Origin of the sequence: Cupriavidus sp. YR651 (assembly GCF_900101625.1) — a bacterium.
Classification (GTDB): Bacteria; Pseudomonadota; Gammaproteobacteria; order Burkholderiales; family Burkholderiaceae; genus Cupriavidus.
Genome location: NZ_FMYZ01000006.1, coordinates 226,598 through 252,662, shown reverse-complemented (window position 1 = coordinate 252,662; position 26,065 = coordinate 226,598). Strand labels below are relative to the sequence as shown.

The 26,065-nt window shown below is 62.9% G+C and carries 24 protein-coding genes; 1 reads left to right on the top strand and 23 read right to left on the bottom strand.

Features of this window, described 5'->3' with window-relative positions; all coding sequences use genetic code 11:
- The 10 genes from BLR29_RS18420 to BLR29_RS18375 all read right to left on the bottom strand — a co-directional run bounded on the left by BLR29_RS18420 (window position 1) and on the right by BLR29_RS18375 (window position 9,502).
- On the bottom strand, window positions 1–471 hold the full coding sequence (locus BLR29_RS18420) for a F0F1 ATP synthase subunit B (protein WP_092138472.1): 471 nt from the start codon (window positions 469–471) through the stop codon (window positions 1–3).
- Window positions 472–577: 106 nt separating this feature from the next.
- Complete coding sequence (atpE, locus tag BLR29_RS18415; RefSeq protein WP_092138471.1) at window positions 578–844, bottom strand: F0F1 ATP synthase subunit C; 267 nt, start codon at window positions 842–844, stop codon at window positions 578–580.
- 54 nt (window positions 845–898) lie between these two features.
- Window positions 899–1,768: a F0F1 ATP synthase subunit A gene (atpB, locus tag BLR29_RS18410; RefSeq protein ID WP_092138470.1), complete on the bottom strand. Its 870-nt coding sequence runs from the start codon at window positions 1,766–1,768 to the stop codon at window positions 899–901.
- 271 nt (window positions 1,769–2,039) lie between these two features.
- Window positions 2,040–2,555 carry an ATP synthase subunit I gene (locus tag BLR29_RS18405; RefSeq protein WP_092138469.1) on the bottom strand — a complete coding sequence of 172 codons (516 nt, stop codon included), beginning with the start codon at window positions 2,553–2,555 and terminating at the stop codon, window positions 2,040–2,042.
- A 374-nt stretch (window positions 2,556–2,929) separates the two neighbouring features.
- On the bottom strand, window positions 2,930–3,832 hold the full coding sequence (locus BLR29_RS18400; RefSeq protein WP_092138624.1) for a ParB/RepB/Spo0J family partition protein: 903 nt from the start codon (window positions 3,830–3,832) through the stop codon (window positions 2,930–2,932).
- A 32-nt stretch (window positions 3,833–3,864) separates the two neighbouring features.
- Entirely contained in the window at window positions 3,865–4,638 is a 774-nt protein-coding gene (locus BLR29_RS18395) for a ParA family protein (protein WP_092138468.1), read from the bottom strand.
- Window positions 4,639–4,712: 74 nt separating this feature from the next.
- Window positions 4,713–5,420: a 16S rRNA (guanine(527)-N(7))-methyltransferase RsmG gene (rsmG, locus tag BLR29_RS18390; protein WP_092138467.1), complete on the bottom strand. Its 708-nt coding sequence runs from the start codon at window positions 5,418–5,420 to the stop codon at window positions 4,713–4,715.
- Window positions 5,421–7,385, bottom strand: coding sequence for a tRNA uridine-5-carboxymethylaminomethyl(34) synthesis enzyme MnmG (gene mnmG / locus BLR29_RS18385; protein ID WP_092138466.1), 1,965 nt, complete (start codon window positions 7,383–7,385; stop codon window positions 5,421–5,423).
- 236 nt (window positions 7,386–7,621) lie between these two features.
- Complete coding sequence (locus BLR29_RS18380; RefSeq protein ID WP_092138465.1) at window positions 7,622–8,500, bottom strand: N-formylglutamate amidohydrolase; 879 nt, start codon at window positions 8,498–8,500, stop codon at window positions 7,622–7,624.
- A 3-nt stretch (window positions 8,501–8,503) separates the two neighbouring features.
- Window positions 8,504–9,502 carry a Bug family tripartite tricarboxylate transporter substrate binding protein gene (locus tag BLR29_RS18375; protein WP_092138464.1) on the bottom strand — a complete coding sequence of 333 codons (999 nt, stop codon included), beginning with the start codon at window positions 9,500–9,502 and terminating at the stop codon, window positions 8,504–8,506.
- A gap of 129 nt (window positions 9,503–9,631) precedes the next feature.
- Between BLR29_RS18375 and BLR29_RS18370 the strand changes: the two genes are divergently transcribed.
- On the top strand, window positions 9,632–10,564 hold the full coding sequence (locus BLR29_RS18370; RefSeq protein WP_092138463.1) for a LysR substrate-binding domain-containing protein: 933 nt from the start codon (window positions 9,632–9,634) through the stop codon (window positions 10,562–10,564).
- 50 nt (window positions 10,565–10,614) lie between these two features.
- On the opposite strand, the gene BLR29_RS18365 is transcribed toward BLR29_RS18370, so the two are convergent.
- The 13 genes from BLR29_RS18365 to BLR29_RS18305 all read right to left on the bottom strand — a co-directional run bounded on the left by BLR29_RS18365 (window position 10,615) and on the right by BLR29_RS18305 (window position 26,007).
- On the bottom strand, window positions 10,615–11,676 hold the full coding sequence (locus BLR29_RS18365; protein WP_092138462.1) for a hypothetical protein: 1,062 nt from the start codon (window positions 11,674–11,676) through the stop codon (window positions 10,615–10,617).
- Between the two features lie 9 nt (window positions 11,677–11,685).
- Window positions 11,686–12,747, bottom strand: a complete 1,062-nt coding sequence (locus BLR29_RS18360) for a hypothetical protein (RefSeq protein ID WP_092138461.1) — start codon at window positions 12,745–12,747, stop codon at window positions 11,686–11,688.
- A 28-nt stretch (window positions 12,748–12,775) separates the two neighbouring features.
- Entirely contained in the window at window positions 12,776–13,990 is a 1,215-nt protein-coding gene (locus BLR29_RS18355; protein WP_092138460.1) for a glycosyltransferase family 2 protein, read from the bottom strand.
- A complete protein-coding gene (locus tag BLR29_RS18350) occupies window positions 13,990–15,336 on the bottom strand; it encodes a nucleotide sugar dehydrogenase (RefSeq protein WP_092138459.1) in 1,347 nt (448 codons plus the stop codon). Before BLR29_RS18350 ends, BLR29_RS18355 begins: the two co-directional genes overlap by 1 nt.
- Before the next feature lie 177 nt (window positions 15,337–15,513).
- A complete protein-coding gene (locus tag BLR29_RS18345; protein ID WP_092138458.1) occupies window positions 15,514–16,257 on the bottom strand; it encodes an ABC transporter ATP-binding protein in 744 nt (247 codons plus the stop codon).
- Between the two features lie 8 nt (window positions 16,258–16,265).
- On the bottom strand, window positions 16,266–18,110 hold the full coding sequence (locus BLR29_RS18340) for a branched-chain amino acid ABC transporter ATP-binding protein/permease (protein ID WP_092138457.1): 1,845 nt from the start codon (window positions 18,108–18,110) through the stop codon (window positions 16,266–16,268).
- A gap of 3 nt (window positions 18,111–18,113) precedes the next feature.
- Entirely contained in the window at window positions 18,114–19,166 is a 1,053-nt protein-coding gene (locus tag BLR29_RS18335; RefSeq protein ID WP_092138456.1) for a branched-chain amino acid ABC transporter permease, read from the bottom strand.
- 174 nt (window positions 19,167–19,340) lie between these two features.
- Entirely contained in the window at window positions 19,341–20,489 is a 1,149-nt protein-coding gene (locus BLR29_RS18330; RefSeq protein WP_092138455.1) for an ABC transporter substrate-binding protein, read from the bottom strand.
- A 457-nt stretch (window positions 20,490–20,946) separates the two neighbouring features.
- Window positions 20,947–21,705, bottom strand: coding sequence for a sulfite exporter TauE/SafE family protein (locus BLR29_RS18325; RefSeq protein WP_092138454.1), 759 nt, complete (start codon window positions 21,703–21,705; stop codon window positions 20,947–20,949).
- Window positions 21,706–21,792: 87 nt separating this feature from the next.
- Window positions 21,793–22,341, bottom strand: coding sequence for a hypothetical protein (locus BLR29_RS18320; RefSeq protein ID WP_143018476.1), 549 nt, complete (start codon window positions 22,339–22,341; stop codon window positions 21,793–21,795).
- 408 nt (window positions 22,342–22,749) lie between these two features.
- Window positions 22,750–23,790, bottom strand: a complete 1,041-nt coding sequence (locus BLR29_RS18315) for a branched-chain amino acid ABC transporter permease (protein ID WP_092138452.1) — start codon at window positions 23,788–23,790, stop codon at window positions 22,750–22,752.
- Window positions 23,790–24,674 (bottom strand): branched-chain amino acid ABC transporter permease, encoded by an 885-nt coding sequence (locus tag BLR29_RS18310; RefSeq protein WP_092138451.1) that lies wholly within the window; start codon window positions 24,672–24,674, stop codon window positions 23,790–23,792. Before BLR29_RS18310 ends, BLR29_RS18315 begins: the two co-directional genes overlap by 1 nt.
- A 121-nt stretch (window positions 24,675–24,795) precedes the next feature.
- Window positions 24,796–26,007, bottom strand: a complete 1,212-nt coding sequence (locus BLR29_RS18305; protein ID WP_092138450.1) for an ABC transporter substrate-binding protein — start codon at window positions 26,005–26,007, stop codon at window positions 24,796–24,798.
- Window positions 26,008–26,065 lie beyond the last annotated feature (58 nt).

Here is a 26,065-nt window from a genome sequence, read left to right as displayed (position 1 = left end):
TTAGAGCCCAGCCTTGAGTTGATTGAGCAGGTCTGCGTGCACCTGCGCGTTCACTTCACGCTTGAGGATCTGCTCTGCACCCTTCACGGCCAGCACGGCGACCTGATCGCGCAGCTCTTCGCGGGCGCGGGTCACTTGCTGTTCTGCCTCGGCCTTGGCCTGGGCGATGATGCGTGCGGCTTCCGCCTGGGCGTTCTGCTTGATCTCGTCGGCAGTCAGCTGGGCGCGCTTCTCGGCGTCGGCGACGCGTTGGGCACCCTCGGTGCGGGCTTCGGCCATGGCCTGGTCCACACGCTTGTTGGCGAGTTCAAGCTCCGCCTTGCCTTTTTCGGCAGCGGCGAGGCCATCGGCGATCTTCTTTGCGCGTTCGTCGAGCGCCTTCACCAGCGGCGGCCAAATGAATTTGGCAACAACCCACCACAGGATGAAGAACACGACCATCTGCGCAAAAAACGTTGCGTTCAGATTCATGGTGTGTTCCTTTCGGTAATCAAACTACAGACAAATGCACAAGGGCGGCCAGGCCATCGGACCGAAGGCCGGCGCCGCCCGTCAGCATCATGCAGACCGAAAAGACTTACTGAATGACAGCCAGCAGCGGGTTGGCGAAGGCGAACAGCATTGCAACGCCCACGCCGATCAGGAATGCAGCGTCGATCAGGCCGGCCAGCAGGAACATCTTGGTTTGCAGCGGGTTCATCAGTTCGGGCTGACGTGCGCAGGCTTCGATGTACTTGCCACCCATCAGGGCGATACCGAGGCAGGCGCCGATAGCGCCCAGGCCGATGATGATGCCGATACCGATAGCGGTCAGACCCTGAATGTTGGCGAGATATGCTTGCATGATGACTCCTTTAATTTAGAGAGACTTAGAACCAAAAAACCAAAAAACCGGAAATCAGTGATGATCGTGAGCCTGGCCGATGTACACCAGCGTCAGCATCATGAAAATGAAGGCCTGGAGCAGAACGATCAGGATGTGGAAGATGGCCCAGACGGTACCGGCAACCACGTGCCCGACGAAGCCCAGCGCCGACAGATCCGCGCTGAACGTCCAGATGGAACCCAGCAGCGCGATCAGCAGGAACACGAGTTCGCCGGCATACATGTTGCCGAACAACCGCATGCCGAGCGAGACGGCCTTGGCCAGGAATTCGATGATGTTCAGGATGAGGTTGAACGGAGCCAGATACCACTTGGCGCCGAACGGGGCCGAGAACAGTTCGTGCATGAAACCGCCCGCGCCCTTGATCTTGAAGCTGTAGTAGATCATCAGCACCAGCACCGAGCACGACATGCCCAGCGTGCCGTTCAGGTCGGCGGTGGCCACGGCGCGGTGGTGCGGCAAGTGAATGTGGAAGACGCCCAGCAGGTGGTTCAAGCCGGTGACCCAGTCCACAGGGATCAAGTCGATCGCGTTCATCATGGTGATCCAGCAGAACACCATCAGCGCCAGCGGCGCAATCCACGAACGGTCGCCATGGATGATTCCCTTGGCCTGGTCGTCGACCATCTCGACAACCATTTCCACAAAGGCCTGGAAGCGGCCCGGCACGCCGGCGGTGACGCGGCGGGCGGCGAGGTACAGGAACACCACGGCGATCAGACCGCAGAGGACCGACCAGAACACGGTGTCGTAATTGAGAATGCTGAAGTCGACAACGGAGTGCTGCTTGCCGCCAACCGAATTCAAGTTCTGCAAATGCTCGGCGATATAGCCTGAGGGTGTGAGCGTGTGCTCGGCGCCTTGAGTAGCTTCAGTTGACATGTCGAATCGAACGGTATATTGCGAAATTGTTGACCGGACGCCGCCCTGGACGGCATCTCGGTACAGGTCTTGCTTAGCCTTCGGTCACATGACCGGTCACCGCTTTGAGCAAGAACGCTTTGTTGTTCTGGCAAACCTTAGTCATGCAGCGCTTCACCGTTGTGACGCGCCGCATCTAAAACCAATCTTGAATTTCGGGAGGGGTGCCGCATCTTGACGGAAGCCCACCCGAGGCCCGAAAGCCGAGGGCGACGGGCTTCGCATCATCCGCTTAGCGGATCGCGAGCGCCACCCAATATGTCTTGAGCGCCAACAGGAACGTGACGAGCATCGGCACCCAACGCAGTTCGCGGTACAGCACCACCACCAGCACGAGCAGTGCGACGGTGGCAAAGATCTTGATCGCCTCGCCGGCAACCAGACCGCCAACCGACGGCTGCCCGCGCGACATCCACAGACGCAGCGCGAAAAACCCGCTGGGCACGAAGCACACCGCGCCACCGAAGAAGGCCGACCAGCCCGACGGTGCATGCTCGCTGGCAAACACCGCCCAGGCAATCGCCGACAACAGCGTCACGACGACCTGCGCCAGCACCACTTTGACGGGGGTCATGCGCGAAGGACGCAACGCACGTTCGCCAAGCAGCTTCACCGCCTCGGCATGCGACAGCGGATCGACAGCTTCTTCTTCGCGCTTGGCCTCATCGTCCCAATCGTCATCAAGACGATCGTTCCGGGGCACTGCGCCGCCTTGCGGACGGTCCTGCTGACGGTCTCGAACTACCACCTGCCTAGCCTCGTTCCAGGCCGGAACTTTTCGGGTCCGGCCAGAATTCAAACCGCACGATTCTACGAGGAATCCCCAATGGGAGTCAATCTGCTTTCAGTTAGCTTGCAGTGAATTTCGCACAACGGTTGGCATCACGTCTTCATGATGGCTGGCGGGAAATTGCGCGGCAATGACGCGATACGTAATTGGATTGCGCCGGGTCCGTGGCGCATGATGGGGAATGGGTCACCGATCGAGCGGCCCGCCCTGCCCTTCTCGAACGGCCACTGTTCGGTTATCGCGCAGATTCTTCCCGATGGATTTTTCGCATCGGGGCGACTGTCGCGCGAGGCCGACAACTGCCGGAAAAAGCAGTTGCCGCTATTTCCGTATCAGGCTACACGCTCGTCGTCCGCCTGCTCGCGCAGACGCGTAAGCACACCGTCCAGCGCATCGTTGCTGGTGAAGTGGATCGTGAGTTGACCCTTGCCACGTGCGCCGAGCTTGATCTGCACCGCCAGCCCCAACGTATCGGACAACTCCTCTTCCAGTCGCGCCACATCGCGCGTACCGTTGCCCGATTTCTGCTTGAGCGATTTCAGGTCGAACGGCTTGAGCGTGGAGGCGACCAGCTTCTCTGTTTCGCGAACCGACAGTCGCTTGTTGACGATCTGGTTCGCCAGCGTGATCTGATTGGCGCCATCGACGGCCAGCAGCGCGCGCGCATGCCCCATGTCGAGGTCGCCCGCCATCAGCATGGTCTGCACGGGATTGGCCAGGTTCAACAGACGCAGCAGATTCGACACCGCGCTGCGCGAACGTCCCACGGATTCGGCAGCCTGTTCGTGCGTGAAACGGAATTCGCGGATCAGGCGCATGATGCCTTGCGCTTCTTCCAGCGGGTTCAGGTCTTCGCGCTGGATATTTTCGATCAGCGCCATCGCGGCCGCGGCTTCGTCGGCCACGTCCTTCACAAGCACCGGCACCTTGTCCAGGCCTGCGATCTTCGACGCACGATAGCGGCGTTCGCCGGCGATGATCTCGTAGCGATCGGGCTCGGCCACACGACGCACCAGGATCGGCTGCATCAGGCCCTGTGCGCGAATACTCGCGGCCAGCTCCTGCAGCGCGCCCTCATCCATGCGCGTGCGCGGCTGGTACTTGCCCGGCTGCAGCTGGTCCACGCGCAACACCGACGGGGCACCCTCCTGCCGGGCGGTCTCGACGATCTCGGCCGGGCCACCCAGCAGAGCCTCCAGCCCACGGCCGAGGCCCTTCTTCTTTGCGGTACTCATGGTCGCCATCCTTCTTTCCAAATCCGCGGCACTCAGCCGAGCTGCCGTACGCGCGCAATCATCTCCGCGCCAAAATCGAGATACGCCTTCGCACCCTTGGAAGTCGCGTCGAAGGCGACGCCCGGCATGCCGTACGACGGCGCCTCGGCCAGCCGCACGTTGCGCGGAATCACGGTCTTGAATACCTTGTCCGCGAAGTGTGCTTCCAGCTGGGCCGATACCTGCTGCTGCAGCGTCACGCGCGGGTCGAACATCACGCGCAGCAAGCCAATCACCTTGAGGTCGCGGTTGAGGTTGGCATGCACCTGCTTGATCGTGTTGACCAGGTCAGACAGCCCTTCCAGCGCAAAGTACTCGCACTGCATCGGCACGATCACGCCATGGGCGGCACACAAGCCATTCAGCGTGAGCAACGACAGCGACGGCGGGCAATCGATCAGCACGAAGTCGTACTCGGCGTCGACCTCCGCCAGCGCCTGCTTGAGCCGCCGTTCGCGCTGGTCCAGCTCCACCAGCTCGACTTCCGCCCCCGCGAGCTCACGGTTGGCGGGCAGCACGTCATACCGGCCCGATTCCGATCGCTGCCGCGCCTGGGCCACCGTGGACAGGCCCACCAGCACCTGGTACACGCTGTGCTCCAGCGCCTGCTTGTCGATGCCCGAACCCATCGAGGCATTGCCCTGCGGATCCAGGTCGACCAGCAGCACACGCTGGTCCTGCGCAGCTAGGCCGGCGGCAAGGTTCACCGTGGTGGTGGTTTTGCCGACGCCGCCCTTCTGGTTTGCGATCACGAATACCTTGGCCATATGCGCTTGCCGCTCCTGAGTGCATCCAACCGGCGCATCGCCGATTTGTGCTGAATTATTCACAATATCCGTCATTAGCGACGGGACAGCACCACGAGATGCCGTTCGGCATCGAGTTCCGGGACCGCCAGCTTCGGTACCGCTTCCACCTGCCATACCGTCATCAGGCCAGCGGCCTCCATGCGGTCGAGCTCGGCCTGTGGATAAACGCCCTTCATCGCAATCAGCTTGCCGCCAGCCGCCAGCAGATGGCCGGAGAGGTTCACGAAATCCGTGAGCTCCGCAAAGGCCCGCGATGTGATCACCGCATAGCCGTTTGCATCTTCGAGTTTTTCCACCGGGCCCCAATGCGCCGCCGCATTGGACAGGCCGAGCTGCGCCCGGCACTGCGTCAGGAACGCAGTCTTCTTCTGGACGATATCGACCATCAGCACGGATACGTCCGGGCAGGCAATCGCCAGCGGCAGGCCGGGCATTCCGCCACCCGAACCAACGTCGAGCACCCTTCCCCGCGCGGCATCGGCGACGCCAGCGGCACGGGCAGCCTCGGCCAGTGCCGGAACAGCCGCCAGCGAATCAAGCAGATGGTGCGTGAGCATCTCGTCAGGATGACGGATGGCGGTGAGGTTATAGACGCCGTTCCATTTGCGGAGCAGCGTGAGGTACGCAAACAGTGTCTCGATCTGCGCCGGTGTCAGCGCCAGCCCGATACCGGCAAGGCCGGCTTCGAGCCGGCGGCGTTGCGCGGCGTCGTCGATCGCGGAGTGTCGAGGGCCGCCCACTCAGGCAGCCTCCTGGCCATTGCCGGCCGCCGGTTTGGCCGATGCGGCGGGAGCCGCGCGACCCATCCCCTTCTTCTTCAGGTGTACCAACAGCAGCGAGATCGCGGCCGGCGTGACGCCGGAAATCCGTGAGGCCTGACCCAGGGTCTCGGGCCGGTGCTGATTCAGCTTCTGGCTCACTTCGAAACCCAGCCCGCGCACCTCGGTGTAATCGAAGTTCGGCGGCAGCCGGGTCGCTTCATTGGCTTCCAGCTTGTCGACCTCGGCCGCCTGGCGGGCGATGTAGCCGTGGTACTTGATACCGATCTCGATCTGCTCGCGGATCTGCTCGGCCAGCATCGGATCTACATCGAGCGCTGCCTCCGGTGCAAAGCGCCCTGCCTGGAGCGCAACCAGCGCCTCATAGCTGACTTCCGGACGGCGCAGCAGGTCGGCCAGCGAATACTCGCGCTCGATTGCCTTGCCGAGCAGCGGCACCGCCTCGGCTTCCGGCAGCAGCGTCGGGTTCACCCACGTGCTCTTGAGCCGCTCTGTTTCACGTGAAACAGCGTCGCGCTTGCGGTTGAAGGCATCCCAACGCACGTCATCGACGACGCCCAGTTCGCGTCCCATCTCGGTCAGGCGCATATCCGCATTGTCCTCACGAAGGCTCAGGCGGAATTCGGCGCGGCTGGTGAACATGCGATACGGCTCGGTCACACCGCGCGTGATCAGATCATCCACCAGCACGCCCAGATAGGCCTGATCGCGGCGAGGCGTCCACGCATCTCGCTCGCGTACGTAGCACCCGGCGTTGATCCCGGCCAGCAGGCCCTGGGCTGCGGCTTCCTCGTAGCCCGTCGTACCGTTGATCTGGCCAGCGAAGAACAGCCCCTGAATCGCCTTGCTCTCCAGCGACGCCTTCAAGGCACGCGGATCGAAGTAGTCGTACTCGATGGCGTAGCCCGGGCGAAGGATGTGAGCACTCTCCAGGCCACGAATCGAATGCACCAACTCCAGCTGCACGTCGAACGGCAGGCTCGTCGAGATGCCATTCGGGTAGAACTCATTGGTCGTCAGGCCTTCGGGCTCCAGGAAAATCTGGTGGCTTTCCTTGCTGGCGAAGCGATGAATCTTGTCCTCGATACTCGGGCAATACCGCGGCCCTACCCCTTCGATCACGCCCGTGTACATCGGGGATCGGTCCAGCCCGCCACGGATGATGTCGTGGGTACGGCTATTGGTGTGGGTAATCCAGCAAGGGAGCTGCTGCGGATGCTGTTCCGGCCGGCCCAGGAACGAGAACACCGGCACAGGATCCAGGTCGCCCGGCTGCTCTTCCATCGCCGAGAAATCGATGGTCCGGCCGTCAATCCGCGGCGGCGTGCCAGTCTTGAGACGGCCTTGTGGCAGCTTGAGCTCTTTGAGGCGTGCCGACAGCGACACGGCGGCAGGATCACCGGCGCGCCCGCCCGTGTAGTTGTCGAGTCCGACGTGAATCTTGCCGTCCAGGAAGGTGCCGGCAGTCAGCACCACCGCCCGACCGCGGAAGGCGATGCCGACCTGCGTCATGGCCCCCACCACGCGGTCGCCCTCCACCATCAGGTCGTCAACCGCTTGCTGGAACAGCATCAGGTTCGGCTGGTTCTCCAGGCGCGAGCGGATGGCCTTGCGGTACAGCACGCGATCGGCCTGGGCGCGGGTAGCACGTACCGCGGGACCCTTGCTGGAGTTGAGGATGCGGAACTGGATGCCGGCCTCGTCGGTAGCGGCAGCCATCGCACCGCCCATGGCGTCCACTTCCTTGACCAGGTGCCCCTTGCCGATGCCGCCAATAGACGGATTGCAGCTCATCTGGCCCAACGTCTCGATGTTATGGCTCAGCAGCAACGTCTGGCAGCCCATGCGGGCCGCAGCAAGGGCAGCTTCAGTGCCGGCGTGACCACCACCGACGACGATGACATCGAACTCTTTTGGGTAAAGCATGGGACACCTCCTCCGGGAGGCTGGGCGGGAAAAATCGGGATGCCGAATTATAGCGGCAATCGAATCGTGGACTTTGGTCCGACACGATGTTTCACGTGAAACATGACCCGCGAGATACTCCGGCAAGCCAATGTGTGTTTCACGTGAAACACCCCGGCGGAAAAATTAAAGGCCCCGCTTCTGCGGGGCCTCCTTGCTTGCCAATGTTTCACGTGAAACGTGAAGGCTCTCTGGCGTCAGATACGCGCGCGTATGTACACCGCAATGCGCTCGCTGAGGATGCCAAGGTCGCGTTGCAGCGTAGCGAACCCACCGTTCGGTGCCTTGGTCGCCTCGTCCATGTACAGCGGGCGACGGATCTCGATCTGCAGGCTGTTGCGGCGTTCGGCTGGCCGACCAATCTGGGCAATCAACTGGACACCCTTGTAGGGATCATTCCGCGCCACCGTGTAGCCCATGCCACGCAATTCCGCCTCCACCAGATCCACGAACCCCGGCTCGCAAGTCGTACCATCCCTGTCGCCAAGCACAAAGTCCGCAAGCGGATGGGCACTCTGGATCTTCAGCCGCTCATAGGCGTTATTCGGCATCGAATGCAGGTTCAGGTGCCACAGCGCGCCAAACCGTTGGTAAGACACCTCCACAGCCGATGCCAGCACCGCGTGATACGGGCGGTAGTATCGATCAATCCGCCTCTCCACTTCCGCCACGGTCAGCTTGCGGTCGTAGATCGGCGTGGCCGCATCGATGTTGCGCCAGATCAGGCCAAATCCGAGGCGGGTCTTCTCCCCCGGCGCTAGCGGCGTGGGCCAGGACGACGCCAGCAGTTCCGGATCGAGATCATCCAGCATCCGGTTTGGGTCGATGTAGACACGCGGAAACGTCGCCCCGATCAGTGTGCCGCCGACTTTGGGAATGGACTCCCACAGCGTGTCGATATGCGTATCCTCGCCGCCACGCAGACGCCCCATATCCACGGCGGAATGGAAGTCCGCCGGATAGAAGACGCCGCTGTGCGGCGAGTCACACACCAGCGGAAGCGGATCACCCTCGGGGGTCGCAAGCGTAAAGGGACCGCACTGTGCATCGCCCTGCACTGCTTCAAACATCGTCATGACTCAATCCAGCTTGATGTTGGCGGCCTTGGCAACACGGGCATAGCGGGCCATGGCCTGCTGGATCTGTGCCTTGAACTGATCTGGAGTGGTCGGTACGAGCGTGCCACCGCTCTCCTCCACCTTCCGCTTGAACTCCGGGTTCTGCATCGCCTTGTGGATGGCGACGTTCAGCTTGTCGATAACCGCTGGCGGCGTGCCGGCGGGCGCCACGATGCCAAACCAACCGCCTTCGCCCATGTCCTTGAATCCCAGCTCCGCATAGGTCGGTACATTCGGCAATTGCGAGGAACGCGTCGCACCGAGAATCGCCAAAGCGCGGAGCCGGCCCGATTTCACGTGGGGCAGCGTCGAGGACAGGTTATCGGTAATCGCATTGACCTGGCCCGCCACCGCGTCGTTGAGTGCCAGGCCGGCGCCCTTGTACGGCACATGAAGCAGGTCAATCTTGGCCAGCATCATGAAGTTCTCGATGTTGACGTGACCCAGCGATCCGGCACCCGGCGACGCAAACGTGTACTTGCCCGGGTTGGCCTTGGCCAGAGCGATAAATTCCTGCATGGTCCTGGCCGGCACGCTTGGATGTACGGCAAACACGCTCGGAATCGCCACGACATTGGTCACCGGCGCGAAATCCTTGATCGGGTCGTAACCACGCCTGGGGTACACGGCCGGATTGGAACCGTGCGTGCTGACCGTGGCCATACCGATCGTGTAGCCATCCGGCGCTGAGCGAGCAACCTGCTCCATGCCGATCGAGCCGCCCGCCCCACCCTTGTTATCCACAACGATGGTCTGACCCAGCTCGCGACCAGCGAACTCGGCCACCAGGCGGGCCGACAGATCCGTCGACCCGCCGGCAGCGAACGGAACCACGAGGCGGATCGGCTTGTTCGGGTAGCTGGATTGCGCAACAGCGGTGCCGGCGATGGTCATGCCCAGCAAGGCAGCGGCTGCGCCGGACAGCACAAAGCGGCGGCGCGACGAATAGGCTCGGTTCATCAGTTCAAACTCCTCTTTATCGTTCTCGAATGGGGTACCGAGCGTCGAGTGTCGGGAGTTTACCGGCTGTGCACAAACGACTATATTGCACGATTGCATTACCAAAGATCATTCTAGGACTGCCCTGCCATGCGGCTTCGTTCCCCCTCGATGTCAGAACTGCATGCGTTTGCCACGGCGGCGCGCCTGGGTAGCTTCACACGCGCGGCGGAAGCGCTCTGTGTGACACAGGGTGCGATCAGCCGCGCCATCGCCCGACTCGAATCCCATTTCGGTCAGCCCCTCCTCCATCGGAACGCCCATCGGCTGACGCTGACCGATGCCGGCCGTAGCTTCCTGGACGCCGTCGCCGGCCCGCTGGCCGCCATCGAAAGTGCCAGCACGGCCATGCTCGATCAGGACCGGCAGCATCAGTTAACCCTATCGGCCGTCCCCACTTTGGCAAGCGTGTGGCTAGTGCCGCGGCTGCCGGACTTCCACCGGCGTCACCCCGACATCCAGCTCAACTTCGTGCCCTACCGACGCGATGAGGATTTTTCCGGGGCAACACCGGATGCCGCCATTCTTGCCGGCGAGGACGGACAGTGGCCCGGTTGGCAAGTCGACTACGTGATTGGCCGAGAGATGGTGCCGGTTTGCCATCCGGACCGCGCTCGTGCAAGGCATGCGGCCGGACTCTGGCAATCGCCGGCCGAGTTGATGGAGGAACCGCTGCTTTATCACACGACGGCGCCGGCCAATTGGCAGAACTGGTTGCGGGCGTCTGGCGTACCTGATGCTGCGCCCCCGCTTGCCAAGGGCTTCGACCAGGTCTCGATTCTGATTCAAGCGGTGAAGGCGGATATGGGGGTGGCCGTGCTGCAGCGCTGCCTGGTGCATGATGCCTTGGAGGCGGGTCAGATCATCGCCCCGTTTGATTTGCCGGTCAGCCTGCGGCGCGGATATTTTCTTTGCTCACGGCGGGAAAAGCGGAATCACGCGGCACTGTCCGCCTTCCGTGAATGGTTGCTCGCAGCTGCAGCAACCGATATTTCCCCAGCGAATTCAATCGCCAAACAATAGTCATAGCATTGATGGTTCGATGCACGCAGTCATCCATCAAATCCATACCACTAATAATTTAGCAATCCAACCTTGAACCTCGAAAGGTTCTCCTCCATCGCCGCAACGGCAAGACTGACACGCAGTTGCGACTTGGCCTTCCTGGCCAATGCCGAATCGATATCTCGCAGACGCTCCATTTCCGCGGCCAGACTGCGGCGTTGCTCGGCGAGACCGGGAAGCGCCGCACTCTCCACCTTCAACATCCTGCCCACGCTCTCCCGTAAATAGTGGAGACGGCGGGTCAATTCGGCATTCTGCGCCTTCCGCAGGGCCAACGCCGATGTGGCGGTCGCATCCAATTGCCGCCGGTAGACGATGTCATTGAAGTTGTATCGGAACGTCAGCGACGCGAACGGCTTCAACTCCGGCGACGCACCCGGAACCTGCCCCGAAATCGGTCTCTGCAATCCCCCCACGAGCGCGACATCCCATGCTTGCAGCGCTTGCCGACGATTGAGCTCGCCTTGCAGCGCGAGCGTCAGTCGATCTACCTCCTGCAGTGCTTCTCCCACATCGACAGTGGGAAGCTCCGGGATCTCGCGACCCACCGCAGCACGCTGTGCCGCCAGCCACTGACCATGAAGCTGCAGCCGATGCTGGTTCAGCGCCATGACTTCCGCCGTCGTGGCATCACCGCTCTGTTTGCGCCGCTCGGCAAGGCGGACCTCCTCATCCAGGAGGCCAAGCACCTTCGTCAACTCCTCCACACGTCGGGCCGCCACCTGCTGTTCGATAGCAAGCATCCGGAAGTTGACGATCAGTTCGACATCGAGACTGTGCGCATAGAGCTCGCAATCCAACGCTGCAGCCCTGACCGCCGCATCGCCTTGCAGGTGTCGTGACAGGCTTTTGGACGCGCCAAGCACCGCCTGCTTCAGGTCGGGATTTGTGTCGGACTGGCCGATGCGCCCAAAACCCTCGATACCGCGATCGAGTACCTGCTGAGCCTTGGCAACATCCAGCACGTGCTGGCAGTAAGCCTGCTTCTCACGATCGGCGGCGACATCCGCCAGCGCACGCGTCGCCGCCAACAAGCACCATACGGCTACACCAGTCCTGTTGAAACGCATCGGCGCCCCTTAGAGTAATAAGGGCTTGCGGCCCAGGAAGACCACCGACGACCGGCTGGCGCGCTCATCGTCGAATTCCACGCCGATGAACTTGCCCTTGATGTCCGACTTGAACAGCGGATGTCGCGCGTACTCTTCCGCCTCATAGATGCGGCGAATGATCCCGACCCTACGGCAAAGGATGATCTGCAGATAGCAGTCATAGACCGGCGCACCGGGCCGGGCCGCACCGAGGTTGTCATACTGTGCGAACACCACAGGCACGCTCTGCGTCAACGCGCCGTAGTAGGGCGATCGCCTTGCCTCGTCCAGCACGCGCGTACCCTGTGCCACGCTGACGCGCAATTGCCCGATGGCCTGCCTGGCACTTTCCACTTCGATCGTGGCCTGTGCCATCGCCATCCTCAGCTGACTCACGGAGTGATGCGACTGCAAAGCCATGAGCGACGTGGACGCGTTGCCCTGCAGCGTAAGGCTCGCATCGCCATCGATCCGCGCGCGCTCGCGCAACAGCGCCTCGTTGACACGTGCGTCCGTGATCGCACTGGCGGCAGTCTGCAAGCTCAGCCGCCGCATCGTCGCCTCTTCGCGCGTGACCAGCCCCGCTGCGAGATCCTCGTCGATCGACACGAGCAGCGATTGCGCATGCCTGACGGCAGTCTCACCACCGGTCGTGTCGGCCGACTTGCGGCGTAGCACGCGCCGGAAGTCCTCGCCCGCTCGCGATAGCGCCACAGCTTCCGCGTCTCCGGCCGCATCGAAGCGTCCTATCAACGACTCGAGTTCACCCACCTGTTCTCCGAACAACGCATGCCGCTGCACTGCCGTCGCCAGGTCGGCCTTGTTCTTCAACAGCGCGGCCTCCAGCATTGCAATCTGTGGCTGGAACGCCAGCACCTTGCCCTGCGTCGGCGACAGAATCATCGGCGCCGACCAGTTGCGGTTGACCGCGTAGAAGCCAACCAGGAATAGATAGGACACCACGCCCACCACGATGGCCACCAGTGCCGTCGTCATCGTCAGGCGGTAGGTGTGGATGATGGAATTCTGGAACCGCTTGAAATTGAACATGACCGGAACGAGATCAGTGCTTTCGGATCTATGCCTTCGCTTGGGACGTGCCACGCGTACCCCAGTCGCCGACGTCGAATGTGCAGATGGCCGCCAGTGTTATGAAAAATGAATCCAGTACGAACCACAAGCCCAGCATGCCGACGGCGAGCGGGTTGACCCTTTGCTCGGGATTGCGGCGGCGAACAAAATAGTTGAAGACGCATCCGAATGCGACGTACAGGCCGAAGTAGACCTGCAGCGCCAAAAGCAAGTGTTCCGCAACCCAGCCGGTTGCGATCGCATACAGATGCATGGCCGGCCACAGCACGGTCAGCGTGCCAGGCACCAGCATGTTCACCATCGTCAGCGGGTGCAGCACCTTCACGTTCATCCCGAAAGTGCGCAGTGTCCAGAACAGGTCTCGCAATCCGCTCCTCCGCCAGCGCAACTGCTGCATGAACAGTTGCCGGAAATTGTCGGGGGCGGGAGTCCAGCACTGGGCGGAGATATTGATGTAGGTCTTCAGGCCTTTCAGCAACAGCAGGTGCGTCATGTAGCGATCTTCGCCGTCGCGCACGCCGATGCCAAACCAGTTGCGCTGCTTCACCTGCGCCTCGATGGCTTCGAAGTGCGCACGACGGATGGCAAACAGACAACCGGATATGCAGGTCACGTTGCGCGTCCAGTTCTGCGACATCTTCATGATCTGAAACGCGTAGTAGTAGACCAGCGTCTGACACTGCGTAAGAATGTTCTGTCGCGTGTTGTTGATCCCCACGCGCCCGCCCACCGCTCCAATTCGCTCGTCGCCGAAACAGGCGGTGAGCTCCGCAATGGCGCGCTTGTCGAAGATGCAGTCGGAGTCGATGCAGACAAGGATCTCGCCCGACGACTCCGACAGTGCAAAGGACAGCGTGTGGTGCTTGCCAGAGTTGGTCTCGTTCCGGTACGCCTTCACATTTGGCCATCGTTGTGCCGCGCGCTGCAGCCAGGCAAAGCTGTCATCCGCCGAGCAATCGTCGACGGCGATAACTTCGATCCTGTCGTGCGGATAGTCGCTGGTGACGATGCTCTCGATGGTTCGGAACACATGCTCGCCCTCGTTGAAGCATGGCAACAACACGCTCACTTGCGGTTGCAGCGCGAAGTCCTTCTCGATGAACGTCGAGCGCGCGCCGACCCGCAACATCAATGTCACGCCGAAGTTCAGCGTCATCACACTCAGCGGCAGCAGGAAAACGACATGGATCAGGAAGTCCATCACGGACGCCAGAGGATGGCCCGCTCCGGCCGGGCCGTGCGACTCAGCACAGCCTTGAGGTCGCTGACGACGAACGTGCCTTGTGGCCTGCCGAGTGATTCCAGCAAAGCCCAGCCTCCTTCGAGATAGCTGGCATGCGGTACGGCCAGCACGACCGCGTGAGCTGGCGTGGCCTGCTCCGGCGACATCAGCGCAAAGCCATACGCCTGCTCGACCTCCGCGCTGTCAGCCAGCGGATCCATCACCTGCGTGCGGATACCCACCGCATCGAGTTCCCGGACGATATCCACAACCTTGGAATTGCGGATATCCGGTACGTCTTCCTTGAACGTCACGCCCAGGATCGTCACCACCGTATCCGCATGCAGCAAATGATGACGGGTCATGCTGCGCAGAAGCTGATCCACGACGAAGCCGGCCATGCCGTCGTTGGTCTCGCGCGCCGCCAGCACAATGCTCGGCGTGAATCCGCAAGTGGCGGCCTTGTGCGTCAGGTAGTACGGGTCGACGGAGATACAGTGTCCACCCACCAGGCCCGGGCGGAAGTCGAGGAAATTCCATTTGCTGCGCGCCGCGGCCAGCACGTCGTGCGTGTCCACACCGAGCGTGCCAAGCAGTTGCGACACCTGGTTGACCAATCCGATATTGACGTCGCGCTGCGTGTTCTCCAGCACCTTGGCCGCCTCGGCAACCTTGATGCTCGGTGCGCGATGGATTTGCGTGATCCGGCCATACAGGTCCGCCAGCAGCTCGCAGACCTCGGGCGTGTCTCCCGCCACGATCTTGGTGGTCGTGGTCAGCGTGTTCACCAGGTCTCCCGGGCTGATGCGCTCCGGCGAATAGCCGACGTGGAAGTCCCTGAGGTGCACCAGGCCACTATGCTGCGCCAGCAGCGGCACGCATACCTCCTCCGTCACGCCGGGATAGACCGTGCTTTCATAGACGACGATCGCGCCACGCTTCATGTGGCGTCCCACTTCGATCGATGCCTGCACCACCGGATTCAGATCCGGCACACAGGCGCCATCCACAGGCGTCGGCACAGTCACCACAATGACATCTGCCCGCGCCAGCACCGTGGCGTCGGTCGTGAAAACCGCCGATGTCGCCCGCAGCGCTGCCGCCGGGATCTCGTTGGTGCGGTCCCGCCCGGCGCGCAGTTCCTCCACACGCATCGTGCTGATGTCGAAGCCAGATACATCGAAATACTTCGCCAGCGCAACGGCCAGCGGAGCACCCACATAGCCCAGGCCAACGACCACGACCTGTGACCCGGCCGATAGGTGCTCCGGCACGCTCGACGCGGTGCATGCGGTCCGTGCGATCCGCGGATGCAAATCAGACATGAGAGGATTCCTGTAACGAGCGATGCCAGCGGCGCTGATCTATCGCATCGAGACGGGAAGAGTAGGCATGCGGAGTGTCCCCGGAAATCGGATTTGTACGAAAGTTCCGAATCGGTGTGGTCACAAAAAACCCGGCCGAAGCCGGGTATCCATGCTGCGGGAAGCCGTTTGCGCGGCTCAGGCGGCCTTCTTCGCCAACCCCAGGTAGGTCTCGATCACCTTCGGATTGCTCGCCAGTTCGGACGCGGGCCCCTCCATCGCCATATCGCCGGTCTCGATCACGTACGCATAGTCGGCCACCTGCAACGCCGCGCGCGCGTTCTGCTCGATCAGCAGCGTCGCCACGCCGGTCTGCCGCAGGTTGTGGATGATGTGGAATATTTCCTTCACGATCAGCGGTGCCAGCCCCAGGCTCGGCTCATCCAGCATCAGCAGTTGCGGTTTGGCCATCAGCGCGCGGCCAACGGCCAGCATCTGGCGCTCGCCGCCGGACAGCGTGCCAGCGTCCTGCTTCGCGCGTTCCTTCAGGCGCGGAAACAGTTCGTACACCACGTCCATCTGGTCCAGGTAGTTGCGCTCCCCTGCCTTCTTGCGACGGAATGCGCCCAGCAGCAGGTTGTCCTCGACGGTCATCGACGCGAAGAGCTCGCGCTTCTCCGGCACGAGGCACATGCCGCGCGCGACGCGTCCCTCCACCGGGATACCCGCCATGTCGTGACCCAGGTAGCGCACCCCGCCGCTCGATGAACCGTTCACGGGCAGCGCGCCCATGATCGCGTTGAGCATCGTCGATTTGCCCGCGCCGTTGGGGCCAATCACGGTCACGATCCTGCCCGCCTCCACTTTGAGATTGGCGCCGTGCACGGCCTCCACCTTCCCATAGCGGACGTGCAGGTCATTCACCTCAAGAATCAGACTCATCTCATCCCTCACTCGACGCCGCCCAGATAGGCTTCCAACACAGCCGGGTTCTTCTGCACGTCTTCCGGCACACCCTCGGCGATGCGCGTCCCGAACTCCATCACCACGAGGCGATCCGTCAGGTTCATCACGAAGTCCATGTCATGCTCGACCAGCAGCACACTCATGCCCTCGCCCTTCAGCTTCTTCAGCAACTCGGCCAGCGCCTGCTTTTCCTTGTATCGCAGGCCTGCCGCTGGTTCGTCCAGCAGCAGCAACGCGGGGTCGCAGCACAGCGCGCGGGCGATCTCCAGGATGCGCTGCTGGCCGAGCGCGAGGCTGCCTGCCTCCATGTACATGCAGTCGCCCAGGCCCACGCGCTCGAGTTGCCGCTTGGCCTCGAACAGCAGCTTCTGTTCCTCGACCTTGTTCATGCGCAGGATCGCCGCGGACACGCCGCCCTGGGCACGAAAGTCGCCGCGCAGGTGGGCACCGATGGCCACGTTCTCCAGCACCGACATCGTTGGCAGCAGATGCACATGCTGGAAGGTACGTCCGACACCGCGCTTCACGATCTCGCGCGACGGCAGGCCGGAGATCACCTCGCCGCGATAGCGCACTTCACCGCGCGTCAGCGGCAGCACACCCGTGACCAGGTTGAACGTGGTGGACTTGCCGGCGCCGTTCGGACCGATCAGGCCGATGATCTCGCCCGCGCGCACCTGGAAGCTGACATCGTTGACGGCCACGAGCCCGCCGAACTGCTTGCGCGCGGCCCGCACATCCAGAATGAGCTCCCCGGCATCGGGCTTCTGCCGCACAGGCAGCGGTGCGGCGTCGTCGGGGGCGATCACGGACGGGCCGGACGGAAACAGCCTGCGCAGGAACGGCCAGATCCCATCGCGCGCGTACTGCAACAGCAGTACCATCAGCACGCCAAAGACGATGATCTCGAAATTGCCGGTCGAGCCGAGCAGCTTGGGGAGCAGTCCCTGCAGCACGTCCTTGAGGATCGTGAGGATCCCGGCGCCCAGCACCGCGCCCCACACATGGCCAATGCCGCCCACCACGGCCATGAACAGATACTCGATTCCATAGTTCAGACCGAATGGCGTGGGATTGACCGCGCGCTGCAGGTGCGCGTAAAGGAAGCCCGAGATGCAGGCGAGCACCGCGGCGACGACGAAGATCACGACCTTCATCCAGGCCGTGTTCACGCCCATCGCTTCCGCCATGGTTCCGCCACCCTTGAGCGCGCGGATGGCACGGCCGGGACGCGAGTTCAGCAGGTTCTGCATCGCCAGCACCGCGAGCAGCACCACCGCCCAGATCAGGTAGAACATCGATCGCCCGGACTGCAGTTCGGCGCCGAAGAACGACAACACCGGAATTCCGTTCAGGCCGTCGTACTTGCCGACGAACTCGAGGTTGCCGAACAGGAAGAACAGCGAGAGTCCCCACGCAATCGTCGCCAGTGGCAGGTAGTGGCCAGACATGCGCATGGTGATCAGCCCGATCACATACGCGGACGCCATCGTGATCACCAGCCCGACCAGCAGCCCGAACCACGGCGACAGTCCGAACTGCGTAGTCAGATACGCCGTGCTATACGCACCCAGGCCCACGAACGCAGCCTGCCCGAACGACGTCATCCCGCCCACGCCCGTCAGCAGCACGAGGCCGATCGCCACGATGCTGTAGAGGCCGATGTAGTTGCCCAGCGTGATCCAGAACTCCGGCGTCGGCAGCACGGGCAGCAGCGCCAGCACGATCACGAACGCCAGCGTCAGCACGCGATTGCGCGCGACGTTGGTCGTACGCGCGCTGGAGGACGGAGCCGCCTCGTTCACCTGCTTGTCGGTCAGCATCGTCATGGCTTACTCCTCTTCCTCGACATGCTTGCTCGTGAGCGAGCGCCACAACAGCACCGGGATGATCAGGGTGAATACGATGACCTCCTTGAACGCGCTGGCCCAGAAGGACGAATAGGATTCGAGCAGACCCACCAGCAGCGCACCGAGCGCGGCGACCGGATAGCTCACCAGTCCTCCGACGATGGCCCCCACGAAGCCCTTGAGCCCCACCAGGAAGCCGGACTCGTAGTACACGGTGGTCAACGGCGCGATCAGGATGCCGCACAGCGCGCCCATCGCGGCGGCCAGCGTGAAGGAGAGTCGTCCCGCCTGCGTGGTGCCGATGCCCACCAGCCGCGCGCCAAGCCGGTTTACTGCGGTCGCGCGCAGTGCCTTGCCCTGCAGCGTGCGTTCGAAATAGAAGTACAACGCGACGATCAGCAGCGCGGACACACCCACCACCCAGAGGCTCTGCCCGGAAATGCTGAGACTGCCCACATCGAAGCGCGCATCGGAAAACGCCGTGGTCCGCGAGCCTTCCGCACCGAACATCACCAGGCCCAGGCCCACGAGCGCGAAATGCACGCCCACCGAGACGATCAGCAGCACGAGCGTGCTCGCCTCCGCCAGCGGCTGATACGCCAGCCGGTAGAGCATCGGCCCGAGCGGGATCACGATGAGCAGCGTCAGCGCGATCTGTGCCAGCATCGGCAACGGCTGACCGCCGTACTGCTGCACGATCAGATGGACGACCCCGGGAAACACGAGGTACTTGCCGGCCAGCACGGCTATCCGACGCGGCGCCGTGCGACGCAACTCCGCGCTGCGCAGGACGGCCACGCATTCATAGAGAAATGTCAGCACGCCCATCGCCAGCAGCAGCCATGTGGTCTGCGGCGCATGGCCGGCCTGCATCGCGGCCAGCGTCAGGGCCCCGTAGGCCACGAACTCGCCCTGGGGAATAAAGATGACGCGCGTCACCGAAAACACCAGCACCAGTGCCAGTGCGAGCAGCGCGTAGATCGCGCCGGAGGTGATGCCGTCCTGCGCCAGAATGGCCGCAATCGAGAGGTCCATTGTCTCCCCGAGTCATGGATGGGTCGGCAGCGTCAGCGGACTGACGTCGGCGTTCCCTTAAACATAGTCGTCACGCCGGCTGCCGCAGGCAAAAAAAAGCGCATGGTTGCCCATGCGCCCTTCGTTGCTGCTGTGCCCCCGCGACTTGCTCCCTGCCGTCGGTCAGGTGCCGACTTACTTCTGCAGCTTCCACTTGCCGTCGACGATTTGCACCATCACGCGTGCGCGCTGGTCCATGCCGAGGTGGTCGGTGGCGCTCATGTTGATGATGCCGTGCGACACCGGCAGGTTCTTCGTCTGCTCCAGCGCATCGCGCAAGGCCTTGCGAAACTCCTTGGTGCCGGGCTGGCCCTTCTTCAGCGCTTCCGGAATCGCGTTCTGCAGCAGCAGGCCGGCGTCCCACGCATGGCCACCGAATGTCGACACCTGGCCACCGAAGGCCTTCTCGTAGGCGGTCTTGTAGATCATGGCCGGCTTCTTGACCGGGTTGCTGTCAGGCAGTTGCTCCGCCACCAGCAGCGGGCCGGCAGGCAGATAGGTGCCTTCGCAATCCTTGCCGCACACGCGCAGGAAATCCGGGTTGGCCACGCCATGCGTCTGGTAGATCTTGCCCTTGTAGCCCCGCTCCTTGAGCGTCTTGGCCGGCAGCGCAGCAGGCGTACCCGATCCTGCGATCAGCACGGCGTCGGCATTCGCGCCCATCATCTTGAGCACCTGGCCAGTGACCGAGTTGTCGGTGCGCGCAAAGCGCTCGTTGGCGACGACCTTGATCTTGCGCATCTCCGCCACCTTGGCGAATTCCTGCGCCCAACTGTCGCCGTACGCATCCGCAAAGCCGATGAATGCCACCGTCTTCACGTTGTTGCTGGTCATGTGCTCTGCAAGAGCGGTTGCCATGTGCGAGTCATTCTGCGGCGTCTTGAAGACCCAGGCCCGCTTGGCATCCATCGGCTCGATGATGCGGGCCGAGGCGGCCATCGAGATCATCGGAGTCTCACTCTCGGCGGCGATGTCGACCATGGACAACGAGTTCGGCGTGACCGTGGAACCCACCACCACGTCGACCTTGTCTTCGCTGATCAGCTTGCGCGTGTTCTTGACCGCGGTGGTCGTGTCGGTGGCATCGTCAAGCACGATGTACTCGATCTTCTTGCCCGCGATTTCCTTCGGCAGCAGCGTGAAGGTGTTCTTCTCGGGAATGCCGAGCGAGGCAGCCGGCCCCGTGGCCGATACCGTGACCCCCACCTTTACCTGGGCACTGGCCGCACCTGCAAACAGGCTGGCGGCTGCAAGGGCCAGGAGGCTGGCGCGCTTGAATGTCATGTCCTCTCCTTCGGTTCCAAAAACGGAAAAAGGCATCCGTCGGCTTCCGGCCGGCGGATGCCCTCAGTTTTTATTTCGGCCCGTTGTCCGGGCTCTCTGGCGGATGCATCGCTGGCGTCCGCATCAATGTTGGGAACGTCGAAGTTCGTCCCGCTTTTTTTCCCGTCCTGCGCTTCTTACCCCCGGATTGCGCAGCAGCATTACCCGACCGTACGGTCGGGAATGCGAATCGAGTCTAACACAGCGATTTCGCAGGAAAAGGCGGGATTAACCCGCAGCAGCGCAGGCGCAACAGTCCGGGTCGCGGCGGAGGTTTGCGGGGCGCGGGGCATGAGGTCTGCCCTAAGAGGTTGGTTCAAAATGAAGCGAAGCGGTCATGGCTAGGCGTGCGGCCGCAGACAGTACAACTAGTACGGCAAGGCCGCGCAACGACGCCAGGATCTTTTTGAACCAAGCTCTACTTGAGGAAGGCGTCGTAGGCGGTCTTGACGATCAGCGCGCTGACGACGGCGATAAACGCCTTCCGCACGAAACGGCTGCCGTGGCGCAGTGCCAGCTTGCTGCCAACCTGACTGCCCGCCACGTTGGCAACCGCCATGACCAGCCCCAACTGCCACCAGACGTGACCCTTGGCAGCCAGCAGCAACAATGCCGCCAGGTTGGTCGCGAGGTTCACCACTTTCGCGGAGGCCGACGCGTGCAGGAAGTCGTATCCGAACACTCGCACGAAGACGATCATCAGGAAGCTGCCGGTGCCGGGCCCAAAGACGCCGTCGTAGAAGCCGATGGCCGCTCCAGCCAGCAACGCCGCGGCACGTTCGCGGCCACCCGACAATGTAGGCGCATGCGCGGCGCCCAGGTCCTTCTTCGCCACCGTGTAGGCCAGCAGCACCAACAGCACGAACGGCAACGCCTTGCGCAGCGGCTCGGCGGGAATCTTCGTCAGCGTCCAGGCACCCGCCATCGACAGCGCAAAGGCCGCGATCATCGCCGGCGCCGTGGCGCCCCAGTAGATCCGTACGCTGCGGGCATAGCGCAGCGCCGCGTTGCTGGTCCCCGCCAGTGACGCCACCTTGGTGGTGCCGATCAGCGTGGCCGGGGACATATTCGGATAGGTCGAGAACAGCGCGGGGATCTGTACCAGTCCACCTCCGCCCGCGACGGCATCGATCATGCCCGCGAGGAAAGCGGCGGCGGCGAGAAAAACGAACTCCATGGAGCGAAGTACCGAAAAGGAAAAAAGAAGGAAGCAGGCGGATCGTGACGCGCCGACGGCGTCATCGACCCGGAGAGGAATCCGCGATCAGCCGAGGATCTTCGGCGCCGGGACGAGGCTGCGATGCCAGAGCCCATCCGGCCCGGCGACGAAGCCTGGAGGCACCGTGCCGACATCGGCCACCACCCCTGGCGCCAGCAGCACGTGGCGAATGCCATGCGCACGGCACCAGTCGGCCAGCACGTCGCAGCTGGCCAACAGCCAGTCGCTCGCCTTGTCGCCCTTTTTGTCCCCGTTGCCCTCCGTACCCAGCGCTGCGGTCGTCCACCATTCCGAGGCAAACGCCGCCCTGCCACCGGTGGACAAGCTGTGGACAAGTGAGACCGGCAATAGCGCCCGCACCGATGTGGTGCCGTCGACATCGCTTTTCCCCTCCCCCACCATCAGGCACAGGCCATGACCGCCCTGCGCCAGAAGCGCCTCCAGCGCGACCCTCCGCGCGCGGGCTTCCGGCACCGGCAGCGGCGCAAGGGTCATCAGCCAGGCGTCGAGCAACGGGGCATCCGTGGTCAGACCGGGGCGTACCCAGTGCTGCGCCGTAGGGGAAATCGGGGAATGGGATGGATCGGTGGACATGTCAGGCCTGCCAGACTGCCAGGGCGGAGGCAAAGAGGCCGCATTGTCGCACGGGGGTTGGCGGGGGGTCATGCCGGAAGCGCATGGACGAGACCGGGGCACGAGGGGGTGTCATCGCCGCCCGGAGCGGGCGTCGGCGCTACATGGAGCAAGCCGAAGTGGGCCGAATAATTGGGGCCCGGAAATGAAAAAGGCGCTGCCAGGGATCACCCGGCAACGCCTTTTATTTGTATTGGCTGCTGCTACCCGACACCGGGTGCGCGCCTGTCGTCTCCTCGCTTCCGCCTCCAAGTAACCTGCGAAAACCGTATATGCAATGTAACGAAGCGGTGCGTATGAAACAAGCTAGCAGAAACCCTAGCCCCAAAATCGGGCATGTCGCCGGATCATCACTCGCGTTTTTGCCACTTATTGCGATTTCTTGCGACTGGTGAGGGCGATGAGTTCGCCCATGATGCCACGCCGGAAAGTCAGCACGCAGATCACGAAGATCACGCCCGTCACCATCGTCACCGATTCGCCCAGCGCATTGAACCAGCTGATGCCGGTCGTCGAAGCCAGGAACGATCCGATGTCGCCGAGCTTGTTCTCCAGCGCAACGACCACGAACGCGCCGACGATCGGGCCGGACAACGTACCCAGGCCGCCGACCAGCGTCATCAGGATCACAGAGCCCGACATCGACCAGTGCACGTCGGTCAGCGTGCCAAAGCCGAGCACCAGCGCCTTGATCGAACCCGCCAGGCCGGACAGCGCCGCCGACAGCACGAAGGCCAGCAGCTTGAAGCGGTCCACGTCGTAGCCCAGCGAGATCGCGCGCGGCTCGTTTTCCTTGATGGCCTTCAGGATCTGGCCGAACGGCGAGTACACCGTGCGGACGATCAGCGCAAACGCGGCGACGATGATCGCGAGCGCCACGTAGTACAGCGTCAGGTCATCGGACAGCGACAGCACGCCGAACAGCTTGCCGCGCGGAATCCCTTGCAGGCCATCCTCGCCACCGGTGAACGGCGCCTGCAGGCAGATGAAGAACAGCATCTGCGCCAGTGCCAGCGTGATCATCGAGAAGTAGATGCCCTGCCGGCGGATGGCCAGCGAGCCGACCACGTACCCGATCAGCGCACCCGTGAGCGTGCCCAGGATCAGTCCGATCTCGGGCGTCACACCCCAGACCTTCATGGCATGGCCGGCGGCGTAGCCCGCGCCGCCGAAAAAGGCCGCGTGGCCGAACGAGAGCAGTCCGGTGAAGCCGATCAGCAGGTTGAAGGCGCAGGCAAACAGCGCGAAGCACATGACCTTGAGCACGAACACCGGGTACGCGCCGGCCATCGGCGCCACGATCAGGCCCAGCAGCAGCAGGCCATACAGGACTTTCTTTTGCACGCCCGTTCCTTCCTTCACGCGATTGGCGCCAACCGCCACCGTGGTTTGTCCGGTCTGTCCGCTCATCACTTTTCCCTCCCGAACAACCCTGCCGGGCGCAGCAACAGCACAATCACCATGATGAAGAAGACGACGGTCGCCGACGCTTCAGGATAGAACACCTTGGTCAGGCCTTCGATCACGCCCAGCCCCAGGCCCGTCAGGATCGAACCCATGATGGAGCCCATGCCGCCGATCACCACCACGGCGAACACCACGATGATGAGGTTCTGCCCCATCAGCGGCGACACCTGGATCACCGGCGCGGCCAGCACGCCCGCAAAGGCTGCCAGCGCCACGCCGAAGCCGTAGGTCAGCGTCACCATCAGTGGCACGTTCACGCCGAACGCCTCCACCATCTTCGGGTTCTCGGTGCCGGCACGCAGGTACGCGCCCAGCTTGGTTTTCTCGATCACGAACCAGGTGGCAAAGCACACCACCAGCGACGCCGCCACGACCCATGCGCGGTAGTTCGGCAGGATCATGAAGCCGAGGTCGGTGGCGCCTTGCAGCGCATCGGGTGGCGAGTACGGCAGCCCGGACACGCCGTAGATCGAGCGGAACACGCCTTCGATCACCAGCGTGATGCCCAGCGTGAGCAGCAGGCCGTAGATGTGATCGAGCTTGTAGATCCAGCGCAGCATGGTCTTCTCGATGATCACGCCGAGCAGCCCGACGATGATCGGCGAGAGCGCCAGCATCACCCAGTAATTCAGCCCGGCGTACTCCATGCCCGCCCAGGCAAGCAGGGCGCCGAGCATGAAGAGCGCGCCGTGCGCGAAGTTGATCACGTTGAGCAGGCCGAAGATCACGGCCAGCCCAAGACTCAGCATCGCGTAGAAGGCGCCGTTGACCAGCCCCAGCAGCAGCTGGGACAGCATGGCGGGAAGGGGTATTCCGAAGATGTCCATGGCAAATTGCCGTTGTGCACTACGTGACTGCTCCCCTTTTCCGTGTACGGGATTGCCGCGTGCGAAAAAGGGGAGCCAACCGTCGGAACCTATATCCCCGACGGCACTTTCCTCTGCCTGCTTACTTCTTCAGCATCGCGCACTTGGATTCGGCGACCGTCGTGAAGGCCTGGTCGCCCGGGACCGTCGCAACGACCTTCATGTAGTCCCACGGCTTCTTCGAATCGGCCGGCGCCTTCACCTGCATCAGGTACATGTCGTGGATGCCGCGACCGTCCTGGCGGATGTAGCCGTTCTTGGCGTAGATGTCATTGATCTTCGCCTTCTTCAGCTCGACCATGACCTTGTCCGGATCGTCCGTCTTGGCGGCTTCCACCGCCTTCAGGTACGTCGAGACCGCCGAGTAGTCAGCCGCCTGCAAGCTGCTCGGCATCTTCTTCATCTTGCCGAAATAGCGGTTGGCCCACTTGCGGGTGTCGTCGTTCATGTCCCAGTACCAGCTGTCGGTCATCAGCAGGCCTTCGGTGTTCTTCAGGCCCAGGCTGTGGACATCGTTGATGAACATCAGCAGGCCAGCGATCTTCATCGTCTTGGTGATGCCAAATTCCTTGGCCGCCTTGATCGAGTTGATCGTGTCGCCGCCGGCGTTGGCCAGGCCCAGGATCTGCGCCTTGGACGATTGGGCCTGCAGCAGGAACGACGAGAAGTCCGATGCCGACAGCGGGTGACGCACGGAACCGGTCACCGTGCCGCCGTTGGCCTTCACCACCGCGGCGGTGTCGTTCTCCAGCGAGTGGCCGAACGCATAGTCGGCGGTCAGGAAGAACCACGACTTGCCGCCCTGCTTCACCACCGCGCTGCCGGTGCCCTTGGCCAGCGCCACCGTGTCATACGCGTAGTGCACCGTGTACGGCGAGCACTCTTCGTTGGTCAGGCGGGCCGTGCCGGCGCCGATGTTGATGTAGACGCGCTTCTTGTCCAGCGCCACCTTGTTCATGGCCAGCGCGGTACCGGAGTTGGTGCCGCCGATCAGCACGTCCAGGCCCTGCTGGTCCATCCACTCGCGTGCCTTGGAGGCGGCGATGTCGGCCTTGTTCTGGTGGTCCGCGGACAGCAGTTCGATGGGCTTGCCCAGCACCTTGCCGCCGTGATCCTCGATGGCCATCTTGATCGCTTCCAGGCCCCCCGGGCCGTCGATGTCGGCGTACAGGCCCGACAAATCGGTGATGTAGCCGATCTTCACGGTATCGCCAGACACCTGCGCGGATGCGCCCGTCGCAAAGGCACCAAAGACAGTAGCCGCCACTGCGACCGCCAGCCGAGTCATCTTCATCTTTTGTCTCCTGAGTTTCGGCGGCGTCTCACGCCAGCCTTTCCTGCCACCATCAATC

Coding starts and splice junctions, on each gene's coding strand:
- BLR29_RS18420 (WP_092138472.1), bottom strand. CDS start 471: ATGAATCTGAACGCAACGTTTTTTGCGCAGATGGTCGTGTTCTTCATC.
- atpE (WP_092138471.1), bottom strand. CDS start 844: ATGCAAGCATATCTCGCCAACATTCAGGGTCTGACCGCTATCGGTATC.
- atpB (WP_092138470.1), bottom strand. CDS start 1,768: ATGTCAACTGAAGCTACTCAAGGCGCCGAGCACACGCTCACACCCTCA.
- BLR29_RS18400 (WP_092138624.1), bottom strand. CDS start 3,832: ATGAGTACCGCAAAGAAGAAGGGCCTCGGCCGTGGGCTGGAGGCTCTG.
- BLR29_RS18395 (WP_092138468.1), bottom strand. CDS start 4,638: ATGGCCAAGGTATTCGTGATCGCAAACCAGAAGGGCGGCGTCGGCAAA.
- mnmG (WP_092138466.1), bottom strand. CDS start 7,385: ATGCTTTACCCAAAAGAGTTCGATGTCATCGTCGTCGGTGGTGGTCAC.
- BLR29_RS18380 (WP_092138465.1), bottom strand. CDS start 8,500: ATGACGATGTTTGAAGCAGTGCAGGGCGATGCACAGTGCGGTCCCTTT.
- BLR29_RS18375 (WP_092138464.1), bottom strand. CDS start 9,502: ATGAACCGAGCCTATTCGTCGCGCCGCCGCTTTGTGCTGTCCGGCGCA.
- BLR29_RS18370 (WP_092138463.1), top strand. CDS start 9,632: ATGCGGCTTCGTTCCCCCTCGATGTCAGAACTGCATGCGTTTGCCACG.
- BLR29_RS18365 (WP_092138462.1), bottom strand. CDS start 11,676: ATGCGTTTCAACAGGACTGGTGTAGCCGTATGGTGCTTGTTGGCGGCG.
- BLR29_RS18360 (WP_092138461.1), bottom strand. CDS start 12,747: ATGTTCAATTTCAAGCGGTTCCAGAATTCCATCATCCACACCTACCGC.
- BLR29_RS18355 (WP_092138460.1), bottom strand. CDS start 13,990: ATGGACTTCCTGATCCATGTCGTTTTCCTGCTGCCGCTGAGTGTGATG.
- BLR29_RS18350 (WP_092138459.1), bottom strand. CDS start 15,336: ATGTCTGATTTGCATCCGCGGATCGCACGGACCGCATGCACCGCGTCG.
- BLR29_RS18345 (WP_092138458.1), bottom strand. CDS start 16,257: ATGAGTCTGATTCTTGAGGTGAATGACCTGCACGTCCGCTATGGGAAG.
- BLR29_RS18340 (WP_092138457.1), bottom strand. CDS start 18,110: ATGACGATGCTGACCGACAAGCAGGTGAACGAGGCGGCTCCGTCCTCC.
- BLR29_RS18335 (WP_092138456.1), bottom strand. CDS start 19,166: ATGGACCTCTCGATTGCGGCCATTCTGGCGCAGGACGGCATCACCTCC.
- BLR29_RS18330 (WP_092138455.1), bottom strand. CDS start 20,489: ATGACATTCAAGCGCGCCAGCCTCCTGGCCCTTGCAGCCGCCAGCCTG.
- BLR29_RS18325 (WP_092138454.1), bottom strand. CDS start 21,705: ATGGAGTTCGTTTTTCTCGCCGCCGCCGCTTTCCTCGCGGGCATGATC.
- BLR29_RS18320 (WP_143018476.1), bottom strand. CDS start 22,341: ATGTCCACCGATCCATCCCATTCCCCGATTTCCCCTACGGCGCAGCAC.
- BLR29_RS18315 (WP_092138452.1), bottom strand. CDS start 23,790: ATGAGCGGACAGACCGGACAAACCACGGTGGCGGTTGGCGCCAATCGC.
- BLR29_RS18310 (WP_092138451.1), bottom strand. CDS start 24,674: ATGGACATCTTCGGAATACCCCTTCCCGCCATGCTGTCCCAGCTGCTG.
- BLR29_RS18305 (WP_092138450.1), bottom strand. CDS start 26,007: ATGAAGATGACTCGGCTGGCGGTCGCAGTGGCGGCTACTGTCTTTGGT.